Below are 15,271 nucleotides of genomic sequence, written 5' to 3'. Positions count from 1 at the left end.
TAGCGACGCTCGGTCATTACGATAGGAGTTGCATCACGTCTTTTGCGACCTGCGACGGATTCAAGTGATTTTTCTCACAGAGATCCGCAAAGCTCACCTTGTCATAGAACTCTTTAGAAAGCCCGCGCACAAGCACCTTCGCACTTGTATCGCCAAGAGAGGTCGCGACCTTTTGGCCAAAACCACCCTCGATCACGCCATTTTCGAGCGTGACAAACACATCGTGAGTCTTTGCAAGTTCCAAAAGCAAGTCCTTATCCACACCGCTTGCATATCGCGGGTTCACAAGCGTTGCATCAATGCCTTCGCGACGCAGTTCAAGCGCCACAGCTGCGGCACGCTGGTAGAAATCGCCAAGACCGATCAATGCCACACGCTCGCCACGATGCACAACCTTAAACTTGTTGAGTCTGGAGTAATCCTTCTCGAAAATATCGCTGCGGTGATGTACAGCGTTCGGCACGCGAATCGCCACCGGATGTTCCGTCTGGTCAATCGCCCAATCCGCCATCGTCTTGAATTCTTCGACGCATGTCGGGCAAAGATAAACCAAATTCGGGATGTTCGAAAGCATCGGGATATCAAAGATGCAGAGGTGCGTCGTATCGTTCATGCCATCGGCACCAGACATCGTCACAAGAATCGTAGCGGGATTATTGTTCACGCACAAGTCCTGCGAAAGCTGGTCGTAGGTGCGTTGGATAAACGTGCCATGGGTACTGTAAATCGGCTTTGCGCCACCCTTTGCAAGCCCGGATGCAAGTGCTACCGCATGCTCTTCGGCAATGCCCACGTCAATATACTGCTTACCCGCCTCCTTACGGCGAGCCGCATGGAATCCAATTCCCGCCGGAACAGCCGAATGAATCACGACAACCTTCGGGTCACTCTTGATTTTTGCCATCAGATAAAGGCCGAGAATTTCACCGTAATTTTCGCCACTGCCCCAGTTGATTTCGCCCGTTTCGATGTTGAACGGAGCCGCCCAATGCCAGCCTTCGCGATTCTGTTCGGCATAAGAATAGCCGCGGCCCTTTTGCGTATGCAGATGCACCACGACCGGGCGCGTCGAATTTTTCACGGACTTGAAAATTTCAATGAGCGAAGCGATATCGTTACCTTGTTCAAGATACTTGTAATCAAAGCCTAGAGACTTGAAGTAATTGTTTTCGGACTTGCCCGCAGTCGCCCGGAGTTCTGCCAAGGACTTGTAAAGCCCGCCGTGGTTTTCGGCAATGGACATTTCGTTATCGTTCACCACAACGATAAAATTCGTAGCGTATTCGCCTACGTTATCGAGACCTTCAAACGCTTCGCCACCGCTCAAGGAACCGTCACCAATTACAGCAATCACATTGCCAGATTCACGCAGCACATCGCGAGCGGTCGCAAGGCCAAGCGCAAGGCTCACCGACGTAGAGGTATGCCCCACCATAAAGAAATCGTGTTCACTTTCAGTCGGTTCGCTATAGCCCGTCACATCGCCGTAATGCGCTTCTTCCAAGAACGCCTGGGCGCGGCCCGTGAGCATTTTGTGGCTGTAGCTCTGGTGGCTCACGTCATAGACAATCTTGTCCTTTGGAGAATCGAAAACGTAGTGGAGCGCAATCGTCCCTTCAACAAAGCCGAGGTTCGGCGCCACGTGACCGCCACGCTTAGAAAGCTTTTTAAGGAGTGCTGTGCGCATTTCGGCGGCAAGCTGTTCGAGACTCTTGATGTCCAACGCTTTCACGTCGGCTGGGGACTTGATTTTTTCTAGGAACATGAGACCTCATGATGCCCGTCAAGCGGGGATAATACATTGCGGTAGAAAAACTTTTAAAATAATATATACAAAAAACGCCCGCAAAAATTGAGATTTCCGCGGGATTTTGTTACATAAATATACAGGAGCTACAGCACGTAAAGCGCAAGAACAACAACTAGTGCAATAAACGGGAGCGCAAAAAGCGCAAGGAATCGCAAGCAATAAAGAGCGACTTTCATATTCCAGAAGAAAAGCCGCCACCATCCCTGCTTAGTCTTGCGGATTTCGGCCTGACAATCGGGGCAGATATTGCCGATTTTATTGCGATAACGGATGGCAAGGTTACTTTCCATCGGGGACATTCCCACCTTGTCATTAAATTCCTTTTTGCAAATTGAACATGTACTTAGCATGCTGCTAATATAACAATCTAAATTCCCTTAAAGAGCGTAGTTATTTCTAACGAGTCGCGATTTCCTTCAAAATTATGACCACCGGAATATCTATATCTCAATTTCCATGTAATCAAAGTGTCTTTTTCCAAAGGCGATTCAAGATTATTCCAAAGATAGAATGGCTTTTTGTTGTAAAGCGTTGGATAAGTCGTAAGCATTAATATTGGACGATGAATATCTTGATAAATACAGATACGTGAAGAATCTACTGTCGTACATTTAGTATTATTCGATGCCCAGTCCGGCAACCCATCCACCGTAATGGTATATCCTGAGAACAAAGTATCTATTCCGAAGATTGGCTTTTGCGTATCAAGAGTGTCCAACGCTTTGCGGAATGTAGCCGTATCAAAAGCAGGCGCATTGATGGCAGGAACATAATCCGTCCATGCAGTTGGACCATAATTCAGAAACGTTGTATCACGGGCAATGGTTCGATATGTCGTATGGAAAGCATCATGGAAAACAGTATCACGCACACAGCGATACCCCGGTTCAGAGCACAGTGGCTCATTCGTTATTAATCGAACAACAGCAACCTCGGCAGAACTCGTTGCAATATCATCAGCTAGATTATACATGTAACAAATGCCAGCCTGCGAGCAATTAAACGTCTTTTCTACATCAGAAGAATCAAGATTACAATAAATAGGTATGCTACCGCACGGACCTGAATCACCGCTTTTTTCAGCTGTAATTTGGGTTAGTGTATCGGATTTTTCCGTATAACGGTCAAAGTAAATAAAACTGGTGTACTTTTTATTGTCTGTAATTACGGTATCATCGTAAACAGTGTCCTTATAAATATTCACGACACTACGAACAAAAATGGTATCACAAAAAGTACGCAACGAGTCCAACTGTTCCTGAGTTTTGTACTTTAACATATCAATCGTACATTTGCCATCTGGAGTGTAACTTATCGGTTCCCGAAATGATTCCGGGCCAGATGTTGAGCTATTGCACGATGCGAACAACGCCGCCACCGAAGAAAGCAAAAGAGTTTGGACTAAATTTTTCATGTAAATAAAACTATAAATCTGTTTACAGAAAAACGAGAGCAAAAATGCAGGAAAAACGGGAGTAGACGTGGAAAACTACACCAAAAAAAGTCAGAATGTATTATATAGAACTTAGTTGTTTATAATAGGTCACTAGTCAATAGTCATTAGTCAGTAGATTTTAGTTTGGCACCTACGGTGCGACTATTCTACTTTTTCACAGCCACCAGCATGGTAGAACCGAGAATCAAGGCGATACCCGCAATAATGCGAGTCGTTAGCGTTTCGCCGAATACAGTCACGCCAATGGTCACGGCGGTCACGGGTTCAAGCGCCCCGAGAATTGCCGTGGGCGTGGAGCCGATGATTTTCACGGCCTTCACCATGAATATGAGCGAGAGCACCGTCGGCACAAAGCCAAGCATAAAGCCCCAGCCCCACGAATTTGCCTGCGTAAAAATTGGCGGGAGGCCAGCGCCAAGTGTCACAGAGTAAAGCAACAAAAAACACAAGCAAAAGCAAATGGCGTAAAAAGTCATTTTCACGGAGCCCATCTGTAGGTTGATGCGGTTTGCCATCACCATGTAAATCGCATAGCTTATAGATGACAAGAACACCAGCAGGCACCCCACTGAGCTTAGCGTCGAGCCATCGCCGCCGCGATACAAGAGCGCCACGCCCGCCATTGAGACCGCGATAGAAGCGATTGTCCAAGCCTTTATACGTTCCTTGAAGAAAATCGCCATAAGCACCGAGACTTCGAGCGGGTACAGGAACAATAGCGTTGAAGCAAGCCCCGCATCCATGTACTTGAACGAAGCGTAATACGTGAGGGAACTTGCGGCAAACAAAAAGCCAAACGCGACAAGCGCAAGGAACTCGCGAAACGAGATTTTAAAATGCGAGCCCTTCGCGAGAATCACAGTCAAAAGGAGAATCGCCGCCGTGAAAAAACGGTAAAAGAGGACCGTCTCCGGCGAGTAATTCTGGGCGTACAAATGCAAAGCGCCCAGCGGATTGGTGCCATAGCAAATGGCGGACGCAGCCGCGAGAGCGAAACCTTTCAGAGAAGGCAGACGAGAGACGAAAGACGAGAGGAGCATAAACTTTACTGGATCCTTCGACTACGATGCTACGCATCTTCGCTCAGGATGACACTGCCATCGTGAGCCACAAGCGGCACTGAGCAAACGTGCCGTGGTGGCGAGAGCGAGGCGAAGAAGGAATTTTTCCATCTGCGATAGAGCCGAGCGGTCTATATAGCAAACTTAGTTGCGTCGGCGAGCTGCACGCTAGCGATGCGGGAAATACCCTTGATTTCCTGGGTCACACCGTAGAGCATATCGGCTTCGGCCATGGTACGCTTGTTATGCGTCACGACGATGAACAAGGTCTGCTTACTGAATTCACGGAGGAGCGCCATAAAGCGACCGACGTTAGCGTCATCAAGCGGACCATCGACTTCGTCCAGCACGCAATACGGAGACGGCTTTTCCATGTAAATAGCGAACAGGAGCGCCGTTGCAGTAAGTGCGTGTTCACCACCGGAAAGCGCCTTAATACCGCGCATTTTCTTACCGGTCGGGCGGACGTTGATTTCGATGTCGGCATCGAGAATGTCCATCGGCTTGCCCATTTCGTCCACGCGTTCCACGAGGTTCATCTTCGTTTCGCCATTGAGGAACAGCTTACTGAACACGAACTGGAAGTTCTTCTGGATGCGTGCAAACGTATCCAGGTAGCGCTGGCGGGCAATGTCGTCAAGCTTTGTAATGGTGCGGTCGAGCGATGCACGGGCGCGATCGAGGTCGTCGAACTGTTTTTCAACTTCTTCGAGGCGCTTCTTTTCATCTTCGTAATCTTCCATCACGTTGATGTTAATCGGGCCCAGTTCCTTGATTTTGCCGCGGAGTTCACGAATCTCACGATCCGCTTCTGGCTGCGTGTATTCCACGCGTTCAACGTTCTCGGGATTGTCCAAATCGACAGTCCATTCGTTCGTGATGCGTTCGCGGAGGCGGTCGAGATTGTTCTGAAGGGATTCCTGACGACGGCCGACGTCATTCAGTTCCTTCATCTTTTCAATCATGTCATCGCGGAGGCGGTTGACTTCGTCACGCCATCCTTCAAGATCGCCGCTCACGAGGTCGTAGCGTTCACGAGCGAGGTCGCGGTTGCGTTCAAGTTCGCGGAGCGCGTTATCTTTCACTTGCGCTTCGTCGGAGAGCTTGTTGCAATCCGTCTCAAACTTTTCAATAGAAACCGTGTTCTTTTCGATTTCTTCACGGCGATTGCGAATCGTATTGTCCAAGAATTCCATCTGATCGGCAATGGCGACCACACGGTTCTGGTTCTGCTTTAAGCGAGAAGTCTTGTCTTGCGCGCTGCGTTCAAGTTCGCGGACATCTTCTTCTTTTTCGCGGAGCATCGTCTCGTTTTCGCCGAGTTGGTCCGAAATCGTCTGGTAACGTTCTTCGACCTTTTCGACTTCAGTTTCGGCTTCGGCAAGTTCCGCATCGCTGTTCTTGGACTGCGCCGCCGCATCAATTCTGTTCTGCGCGTTCGTCACTTCGCCATTCAACTGGTTCAAGCGACGGGTGCAGTTTTCAACCGTATTTCGGTGAATGCGGATAGAAGCATCGCCACCACGCAGAGAATCGCGCTTTTCACGGATTTCATCGACCAAGGACGAGAGCATTTGAGCGTCTTCTTCAGTCAGTTCACGCAAGCGGTCCACATTTTCTTCGCCGGCAGAAATATCGCCTTGCACTTTTTCCAAAAGCGCTTCGGCATCAGCAATTTCGTTCTTGCGGGAGAGTGCCCCCGACGTCGAAACGCCAAACGACACAAGGCCGCTTGTACGCACAATCGTATCAGCGGTGACAAAATTCAAGTTTTCGCCACGGTATTCCTTCGCCAAGTTGAGCGCAGTCTGCAAAGAATCTACAACAAAATAGCGAGAGAGGATTCCCGAGAGCCACGGAGAAACTTCATCATCCGTCTTGACAAAATCTTTAAGCGAACCGACAACGCCCGGATTGTTCACCGGCTTGTCGTAAGCAGGAGCCGCACTCGAAACAAGCGACATGAGCACCTTGCCCACGTTTTCGCTCTTGAGTGCATCCACAATTTCGTTCACGGCACTGTCGCCATTCACGACAACAGAATCAAGGATTTCACCGAGAGCAGCTTCGACGCTCGATGCGTATTCCGGTGTCGCCTCGATACGTTCCGAAACAAGACCGCCAATGAGGTTCGCCTTATTTTCCTTGAGGTAACGGTTGGCATCCGAGCCTTCGTTCATCACGCTCTGGAGCACATCGATTCTCGACTGCAAGCGGGCTTCTTCGTTCTTCAAGCCCTGCAATTTCTGTTGCGCTTCGGTGAGTTCGGCACGTTCAGTTTCCAAACGTTCTTCGCGCGTGGCGCGCTGTTCTTCGAGATTTTCGATTTCGCGATTCGTATCCTCGATGCCCGCCTGGATTTCGGCGATGTTCGCTTCGGCATCGGACTTTTGCTTGTCGAGACCTTCAATTTCGGTCTGCCACTTCGCGATGTTCGACTGGAGCATGTTGACTTCGGCGTCCATGCGTTCGAAGCGTCCGCGGAGGGAGTTCACACGGTTTGTGGCCTGCAAACGTTCGTTCGAAAGTTCACGGGACTGCGTACGCAAGTCATCGACCTTGTCGCGCATGACCTGCAACGTTTCTCGTTCACGTTCCAAAAGCGCATTCAGCTCGTCCATGTCGTTTTCGCTACCGAGAACGGCAATTTCTTCTTCGAGGCGAGCTTTTTCTTCGGAGAGTTCCTGCGACTTCTGTTCGCTGCGTTCGATTTCGCCCTGAGCCTTTTCGTTCGAAGATTCAAGGGCGGCCATGGAATCGCGCAAACGCATGATGTTGTTGTTCAGGTCGTTTAAGGCAATCGTCGCCGCCTGGACATTGCGTTCCAAATCGCGATAAGTATTTTCGTCTTCGCTAATTGCAAGCTTCTTTTCTTCAATCTTAGCTTGCAATTCCGTCGCCTGCGTCTTGGAAGATTCCACTTCATGGTTCATGCGCTTGGTCGTAGAATCAAGCGTAGCGAGACCTTCCTTGTAGTCCTCAAACTTGTCCAAGCTGACAGACAAATCAAGTTCGCGGAGGCGCGTATTTAATTTCTTGTAAGCATTGACCTTTTCGGCCTGAGTTTCATAAAGACGGACAGAACGGCGCACACTGCGCAAGTTGTCTTCAACACGTTCCATGTCCATCTGCACGCGTTCGAGCTGGCGGCGCGTTTCCTTGCGCTGCTGTTTATACTTGCTCACACCTGCGGCTTCTTCAAAGAGCACTCGGCGATCATCCGCCTTGTCCGAAAGAACAGCCTTGATCATGTCGGCGTTCATCTGCGAATACGTACTGGAACCAAGACCCGAGTCAAAGAGCAAGGCGTGAACGTCACGCAGACGGCATTCCTGGTTATTGATGAGGTATTCGCCCGAACCATCGCGGTGCACACGGCGCGTCACAATGACTTCGGAATAATCAGAAGCAAGCGTACCATCGCTATTATCGATGACGATAGAAACTTCGGCAAGACTCATGGCGGCACGTTCTTCGGTACCGCTAAAGATAACGTCTTGCATTTTACCCATACGCAAAGCGGCGGCTTTCTGTTCGCCAAGCACCCAGCGGATGGCGTCCGTAATATTGGACTTGCCACAGCCGTTCGGCCCAACGACAGCCGTAAGACCCTTCGTCGGGAAGTTAATTTCCGTCCTCTGCGCGAAGGATTTAAAACCAAAAATCTTTAACTTAGTTATCTGCACTGTAGCAAAATGTAGTAAAAAAGTAGGAAGTAGGCGGTAGGCCCTACTTCAACTTAAATGCCACGTTTCCATCTTCGTCTTGAGATACAATGAGGTGCAGGCTGCCGCCTTCGAAGTCAAGCGTTGTTTCAGAATAGATCATGTGAACATCTTCTTCGCCGCAGCCTTTTACTTCTTTTTCAAAAACATTCGGTTCGCCTTGTTTGGCTAAAACATCGTACACTCTACTGGTCGAGCTATATGCACAAAACTTACCTATACTTGCAAGCGACTTGCCATCCCACTTGTCAAAGCGAACGCGGACCTTAAACGTTCCGACCCAATCTTCTTCGACAACCTTGCTCTTTTCACCCGGTTCAATCGCATCGCGAATCCAAGGGCTCACAGAAGTTCCGTCTTCAGAAATAATATCGACCCCCAAAATCGTGACATCCGTCTTGTTTTCGACCTGGAGCCTGGTCGTCGTATCAATAAACACATGGCTCATGCAAGCCGTCAAAGAAAATACAACCAGACAAAGGAATAAACGCAAATACTTCATTAGTGACCTCCCTGAGTTGCATCCACTTTTTCGTAGCGAATTCCCTTCGCTTCAATCACCTTATTGCCCTGGGCATCCACCGTCGGATTTACCATTTTCTGCTGTTCCGCCCGAAGCTTCATAAACTTGTTCAAGTCATAGCTCTTTTGTGATGTTTCCATCGGAGCCGCCTTTGCAGCACCGCGACCAAAGAACTTGCCTTCAAAAGCACCCAAGTCAATGTGGAATTCGGCAATAAACGTACCCTTAGCACGGAACATGTTGTCGTAGTCAAAGGCAGAATTATAAGCAAGACGAAGGACAAATATATCAATGGCACCACCCCAAAGCAATTCCCTAGAGCCGCCAATTTCATTACGGCGCAAGCAAGACGCTTCAAAGCCCATCAAACGCGAAGGGTCCGGATAATACTTCAAAGTCGCCGAATGGAAACCGCCTTTCGGGAAGTCATAAGCGACATCCGCATAAACAGTTTGTTTGTAAAGGTTCTGTTCCCAGTTCAAACGGACAAAGTTATCGTCATCATCATTATTCTTACGGCGATAAACAGTCGCACTCAAGTTAGGCAAATAAGTTTTGTAGCCACTCCCTACACCGCCATAAAGTTCTCGAGATTCCAAATCCAAAGAGAAGCGAAGCGTCTGGAACGTATTGCGATAGAAACTCCCCTGGAAGCTCACATTCTTATAGCGAGCATGCCCCCAATAGAAGAGCATAGAATCGCTTTCCACAGGGTAAAAACGTCTCGAAGCCTGTTCCAGATTCTGATGCTGCATACCCAATGCAACCGTAAAATCATACGCCGTATTCGTGTAAGAAAAGCCCCATGTCAACGCCGATGAAATGTGCGCCGGTTCGCCATTGTGCGGAATGAAGAAAAAGTCCTGAGTGTCCCAACCAGCTCGGTCAAACCATGTGAGGAATCCCAAATGAGAAATGGAGTCCAGGACCCAGCTACCGAAAATACCATAATGGTGCCTGAAGGCAAAACCATCGTGGACGCCGTACTTGCTTTGCAACTGCAACTGTTCAGACGAAGGCGTATAAGTGTAGCCGATATCGACAAAGCCACCTCGCCCACCGCGCATCACAAGGCCGATATCACGGAGTTGGCGGTCACGCATCTGGAGACCGCCCTGAGTTAAAGCTTCTGTTGGAATCGGATCAGCAAAGGCAACTCCAGCCGCCATAGAAAGCAAGAGAAAGACTTTTTTTATTTTCATAACTAGAACTGGAAATAAAGGAACGGGTTGTAACTCTGGGTAAAGAGCGCAAGCGTTGCCAAAATAAACAAGCCAAGCGCAATGAGCGACTTTTTGAAAGAAACGTCAATGCACCAATCGTAACTGCGGAACTTCCAGAACGAAAGTAAACCCGCCAGCAACATGAACACAACGCATGTCGGCGTGAAAATTTCAGCAGATAAAATCACGTCGGAAGCAGCCGTTGCGCCAAGCCCAATCATATTCTTCCACATGCGGACAGCATCGCCAATAGAATCCGCACGGAACAGCACCCAGCCAAAGAGCACAATCACCTGCGTCAAAAGGATTTGCACCACGCGAGGAGCCTTGTAGTACCAAGCGTTCTTGTTGTTTGCACGTTCCACAATCATGAAGAAGGCGTGATAAAGGCCCCAGCACACGAACGTCCAGTTCGCACCATGCCAAACGCCACTCACGAACATCACGAGGAAAAGGTTGAAGTACATGCGACCCGTCGGCACGCGGTTGCCACCCAGCGGAATGTACAGGTAATCGCGGAACCAACTCGTGAGCGAGATATGCCAGCGCTTCCAGAAGTCCGTAATGCTAACAGAGCGGTACGGGCCATTGAAGTTGCGCGGAAAATGAAACCCGAGCATAAGTCCAAGACCAATCGCCATATTAGAATACGCCGAGAAGTCAAAGTAAATCTGGAACATGTAGGCAAGCGAGCCCCACCAACTATTGATGACGCCCGGAGCATCAGCCGCAAAAACGCGGTCTGCGATAATGCCCACCTGATTTGCAAGGAAGATTTTTTCGGTAAAGCCAAAGCAGAAAAACAGGATACCACGCACAAAATTTTCAAGCGTATGCGTGCGGGTTTCAAGTTCTTCGGCGACCGTATTGTAGCGCACAATCGGGCCTGCCACAAGCTGCGGGAAAAGCGCCACGTAGCATGCGAATGTCGCAAAGTTCTTGACCGGAGGAGCGGAACCGCGATAAACGTCAATCGCATAACTCATGGACTGGAACGAGTAGAACGAAATGCCCACCGGCAAAAGAACCGTCATAATCGAGAATGGCTCACAGCCGAGCATGGTCGCAAAATCGTTCACGATCCCCATGCCGAACATGTAATACTTGAAGAACCCGAGCGCCCCGAGATTCACCGCAATTGCAGTCCACAGGGCAACCTTACGCTGCAAAGAACTTGCATTCGGCGCCGAGATGAACCGCCCAGCTACGTACACGACAAGCGTACAGCCGAACATGAGGAACACGAGCCACGGTTCGAGCCAGCCGTAAAAAACGTAACTGAAGATGGTAATGAACAAGTTCAGGAACGAATGCTTAGCCCCGAGCTTGAAGAGAACAAAGTAGCCAACCAAAAACGTCGGCAAGAAGTAGAAAAGGAAAATCTGGGAAGAGAAGACCATTAATTACTCATTCACTTCAATTGCGAGGTAGCGCGGGGATTCATCGTCAAAGTATTCATCTTCGACAGCACCGTCCCAGTTGCCTTCAAGCGGGATGAGCTTGAGCGTATGTTTTGCCTTGGCCTTGAATTCACCAACATTGCCCTTGGACTTGTCCGCCATCTTGTCCTTGACCTTGCCACGGGCGATGAGCGGGTTATAGACGCCCACGAGAACGTCCTTAGCATCGAGCTTGCCCGAAACCACCTTCGAGACCTTGTACTTAAATACATAGACATAGCTATATAAGTCATTGCTCGGCATTTTTCCCGGAATTTCGGTCAAACGCCCTTCAATGGTGATCGGGTCAGCGGCAAACACGAATGCAGCCGCAAGAATCAGCGAGAGAAAAATCTTTTTAATCATAATTACAAATTAGAAAATTTTAGGGGCGACGCCCATATAATAAGAGGGTGATTTACGCTGGAGTTTATCCCGGACTTCGATCCGGGGCGGGAATGACAAGGCAAACAAGCACAGAGGACATTTGCGGGGGCAAATCCGTTCTCGGATATATTTTTCGCATACTCGCAAAAATTTTCACATTATTTTGGACACAAAATGGACCAAACAACAAATTTTAGCTCAAAAATCTTCAATTTTTACTTTACTTCAATTCAATTTTCGCAAAACTTTCACAAAAATCTTCAATTTTTTTCATTTTTTAAACTTCAAAAATTAAAAATTTTACCAAAAATTGCAAAAATTTTCACAAAATACGGTTTTTACCTCTTGCCGCCACATTAAAATACTCCTATATTTCAATCCATCTAAATTTTCATCTATTCTTTAAAAGACAGGATAAATTATGGCAAATAAGACCTTAAGTGGTGCCGAAGTGATTATCGAATGCCTCAAGCGTGAAGGCGTTGATACAATTTTCGGCTATCCCGGTGGATCGGCCATTCCGATGTTCGATGCCATCCTCGACTCCAGCATCAAAGTTGTGCTCAGCCGTCATGAACAGGGCGCAACCCACATGGCTGACGGTTATGCCCGCCAGACCGGTAAGGTCGGTGTAGCTCTTGTCACTAGCGGTCCGGGTGCAACGAACACGTTTACAGGTATTTATACAGCTCTCATGGATTCTAGCCCGATCGTCGTGCTCACGGCACAGACGACAACTCCGAACTTGGGCAAGGACGCCTTCCAGGAATGCGATACTAGCGGTATGACTTTTGCAACCGTGAAGCATTCTTACTTGGTGAAGGACACGAACGACCTCCCGCGCGTGATGAAGGAAGCTTTCCACATTGCACGTTCTGGCCGTCCGGGCCCGGTGCTTATCGACCTCCCGAAGGACGTGACTGCAGGCCCCTGCACCGCTCCGTTCACAGACCAGATGGACCTTCCGGGTTACAAGATTCCGACCTACGCTTCTACTGAAAGCGTAGAAAAGGCCGCGGAATACCTCAAGAATTCCAAGAAGCCGCTCCTCCTCGTTGGCCACGGCGCTATGATTTCTGGTGCACACCGCCAGGTGAAGGAACTCGCTGAAAAGCTCGGCGCTCCGGTTTGCTGCACAATGCTTGGCCTCGGTGCATTCCCGACCGACCACGAACTTTCTCTCGGCATGCTCGGCATGCACGGTACAATTTACGCCAACAAGGCTGTTCTCGAATGCGACTTGATCCTTTCGATCGGTAGCCGTTGGGACGACCGCATTACCGGTAAGCTCAGCGAATTCTGCAAGAACGCAGTGAAGATGCACATCGACATTGACCCTGCCGAAGAAGGCAAGGTGTTGCAGCCGGATGTGTTCATGTGCGGTGACGCCAAGCTCGTCTTGGAACAGCTCCTCCCGATGGTAAACAAGCTCGATACCGCCGACTGGATCAAGACTTGCCAGACCTGGAAGAAGCGCTACCCGCTTACCTACGCCAAGCAGGGCGGTCTCCGTATGCAGCACATCGTTGCTACCGTGAGCGAACTTACGCAGGGCAAGGCCATTGTTACTACGGACGTGGGCCAGCACCAGATGTGGGTTGCACAGTTCTTCCACATCAACTATCCGCGTCAGCTCCACTCCAGCGGTGGCGCAGGCACGATGGGCTTTGGCTTCCCGGCTGCTATCGGTGCCGCATTCGGCAACGAAACCGGTTGGCCGGTTTGCAGCTTCAGCGGTGACGGTGGTTTCCAGATGACCGAAGCAGAACTTGCAACGGCCGCCATCCACAAGCTCCCCATCAAGATTTTCGTGATGGACAACAAGTACCTCGGCATGGTGCGTCAGTGGCAGGAACTCTTCTATGACCACCGCTACTCCAGCGTGGACATGAGAGGCAACCCGGACTTCGTGAAGCTCGCTGAAGCTTACGGCATCCCGGGTCTCCGTATCAAGCGCCCGGCAGACGCCGAACGCGTGATTCAGAAGGCTTTGGACTACAACGACGGCCCGATTCTCATCCACTGCGAATGCGAAAAGGAAGACAACGTGTTCCCGATGATTCCGGCAGGCGCTCCGATCACAAGCATGATCACCGAACAGCCGAAGACGCAGCTCGAAAAACCCACCGGATCGACGTAATAGGAGAATTAGAAAATGAAAGATATTGCACATTCTATTAGCTTGTTAGTGGCAAACCGCCCGGGCGTGCTCGTGCGTATTGCACTCGTGTTCTCCCGCCGTGGCTACAACATCGATTCTCTCGTCGTCTCCCCCACGCTCGACCCGAACTTCAGCCGCATGAACATCATCGCTCACGGCAATCCCGAAATCTTGATGCAGATCATCAAGCAGCTCGAAAAGCTCGTGGACGTGGTTCAGGCCAAGGACCATACCGGTACGGACGCTGTGGAAAAGGAACTCGCCCTCATCAAGGTTCGTTGCACTGCAGAACAGCGTACCGAAATCTTGCAGCTTTGCGACCATTTCCACGCCAACACGGTGGATATGACGATGACTTCCATGATTATCCAGATTACGGGCAACAGCACGAAGGTCGATACCCTCAAGAGCTTGTTGCAGAAGTTCGAAATCGTGGAATACATCCGCACGGGCAAGGTCATCATGCTCCGCGGTGAAGACAAGACGTAACACTTAACACGTCATTCTGAGGGCGAAGCCCGAAGAAACGAGAGCGAGGCGAATGAAGCAGGTTGCTCGCAAACCTATTTCTGAGCCGAAGCCTCGGACGCGAAGCGTCAATCCAGTTATATCTTGTAATAAAACTTAACTAGATGGGGCTACGCCCCAACTCTTTGGCTCGGTTATGCCCATGCAAGCATGGTCGCAACACTCGCCTTCTGAGTTGTCTTCCACCTTCGGTGTCAGGATGACGAATTGACAATTACGATAAAGACGCTCGGGAAACCGGGCGTTTTTTCTTTTGCCCCCTCTATATGCAACGGATGCAACAAAATCGTTCAACGCTATTCATAAAAACAGCCCAAAATTGCATTTTATATTCCAAAACAAACTATATTAAGATAGAGTGTTATGGTTGAAGGAGATTTTTATGAAAATCGAGAAGAAGAAAGTTATCGGAAATTCACGTTTATCCAAAGCCACTAAGGCAGGGGTAGCCTCGTTGCTTGGCATGTCCGCCATTTTGATGAGCGGTTGTTTAGACGATGCCGAAAGCAGTCCAGTTGCAGGCCCAATCGAACCAGACAACAACACCCCAAAAAGTCCAGAAAACACGTCCAGCTCCTCTGTAGCAGATATTCCGCTAAGCCACGAACGCCTCAGCAGCGAAGCCATCGAAGCGCTTTCTTCTTCATCTGTACAATCGCCGAGCAGTTCTTCAGAAAATCTCGCCAGTTCTTCTTCAGAAACGCCCAGCAGTTCTTCGGAAGAAGTTGTAAGCAGTTCATCTGAAAGCTCCAGCAGCACATTTGTAGAACATGTTCGCAGCTCGTCGAGCATCAAAGAAGAATCCCGCAGTTCTTCAAGTGATACTGTAGTCCCTCCATATCCTAGAATGTGCGAAACTGTAGATTCCACAGGAATTCATGTCATCATGTGCCATGACGACGATCGAGGCATGATTGCCAGCATGGTGTCCACATACGAAATGCTTGACAATGTATAA

12 protein-coding genes are annotated in these 15,271 nt (G+C 49.4%); 3 read left to right on the top strand and 9 right to left on the bottom strand.

The genetic code is table 11. The features are described 5' to 3' along the window. Positions 1 to 16: 16 nt before the first annotated feature. From CRN95_RS08635 to CRN95_RS08595, 9 genes are all read right to left on the bottom strand, one after another. Positions 17 to 1,765, bottom strand: a complete 1,749-nt coding sequence (locus CRN95_RS08635) for a 1-deoxy-D-xylulose-5-phosphate synthase (protein WP_097020629.1) — start codon at positions 1,763 to 1,765, stop codon at positions 17 to 19. A gap of 128 nt (positions 1,766 to 1,893) precedes the next feature. Further along, positions 1,894 to 2,160: a hypothetical protein gene (locus CRN95_RS08630; RefSeq protein WP_145993979.1), complete on the bottom strand. Its 267-nt coding sequence runs from the start codon at positions 2,158 to 2,160 to the stop codon at positions 1,894 to 1,896. Positions 2,161 to 2,177: 17 nt separating this feature from the next. Next, the gene (locus CRN95_RS08625; protein ID WP_097020627.1) at positions 2,178 to 3,224 is read right to left on the bottom strand and encodes a hypothetical protein; all 1,047 of its coding nucleotides are present in this window, start codon (positions 3,222 to 3,224) and stop codon (positions 2,178 to 2,180) included. Between the two features lie 188 nt (positions 3,225 to 3,412). Then, positions 3,413 to 4,306, bottom strand: coding sequence for a DMT family transporter (locus CRN95_RS08620; RefSeq protein WP_097020626.1), 894 nt, complete (start codon positions 4,304 to 4,306; stop codon positions 3,413 to 3,415). A gap of 152 nt (positions 4,307 to 4,458) precedes the next feature. After that, the gene (gene smc / locus CRN95_RS08615) at positions 4,459 to 8,013 is read right to left on the bottom strand and encodes a chromosome segregation protein SMC (protein ID WP_097020625.1); all 3,555 of its coding nucleotides are present in this window, start codon (positions 8,011 to 8,013) and stop codon (positions 4,459 to 4,461) included. 43 nt (positions 8,014 to 8,056) lie between these two features. Further along, on the bottom strand, positions 8,057 to 8,554 hold the full coding sequence (locus CRN95_RS08610) for a hypothetical protein (protein ID WP_097020624.1): 498 nt from the start codon (positions 8,552 to 8,554) through the stop codon (positions 8,057 to 8,059). Next, entirely contained in the window at positions 8,554 to 9,744 is a 1,191-nt protein-coding gene (locus CRN95_RS08605; protein WP_235002960.1) for a hypothetical protein, read from the bottom strand. Before CRN95_RS08605 ends, CRN95_RS08610 begins: the two co-directional genes overlap by 1 nt. Positions 9,745 to 9,779: 35 nt before the next feature. Beyond that, complete coding sequence (locus CRN95_RS08600) at positions 9,780 to 11,198, bottom strand: MBOAT family protein (protein WP_097020623.1); 1,419 nt, start codon at positions 11,196 to 11,198, stop codon at positions 9,780 to 9,782. 3 nt (positions 11,199 to 11,201) lie between these two features. Beyond that, complete coding sequence (locus CRN95_RS08595; RefSeq protein WP_097020622.1) at positions 11,202 to 11,603, bottom strand: hypothetical protein; 402 nt, start codon at positions 11,601 to 11,603, stop codon at positions 11,202 to 11,204. Positions 11,604 to 12,045: 442 nt separating this feature from the next. Here CRN95_RS08595 and ilvB point away from each other — a divergent pair, with 442 nt between their 5' ends. From ilvB to CRN95_RS08580, 3 genes are all read left to right on the top strand, one after another. Further along, positions 12,046 to 13,764, top strand: a complete 1,719-nt coding sequence (gene ilvB, locus CRN95_RS08590) for a biosynthetic-type acetolactate synthase large subunit (RefSeq protein WP_014547308.1) — start codon at positions 12,046 to 12,048, stop codon at positions 13,762 to 13,764. A 15-nt stretch (positions 13,765 to 13,779) separates the two neighbouring features. After that, entirely contained in the window at positions 13,780 to 14,274 is a 495-nt protein-coding gene (gene ilvN / locus CRN95_RS08585; protein WP_088629071.1) for an acetolactate synthase small subunit, read from the top strand. Positions 14,275 to 14,695: 421 nt separating this feature from the next. After that, entirely contained in the window at positions 14,696 to 15,271 is a 576-nt protein-coding gene (locus tag CRN95_RS08580; protein WP_097020621.1) for a hypothetical protein, read from the top strand.

Source organism: Fibrobacter sp. UWB16 (genome assembly GCF_900215325.1).
In the GTDB taxonomy this organism is placed as follows: Bacteria; Fibrobacterota; Fibrobacteria; order Fibrobacterales; family Fibrobacteraceae; genus Fibrobacter.
This window is presented reverse-complemented; position numbering and strand designations above follow the sequence as displayed.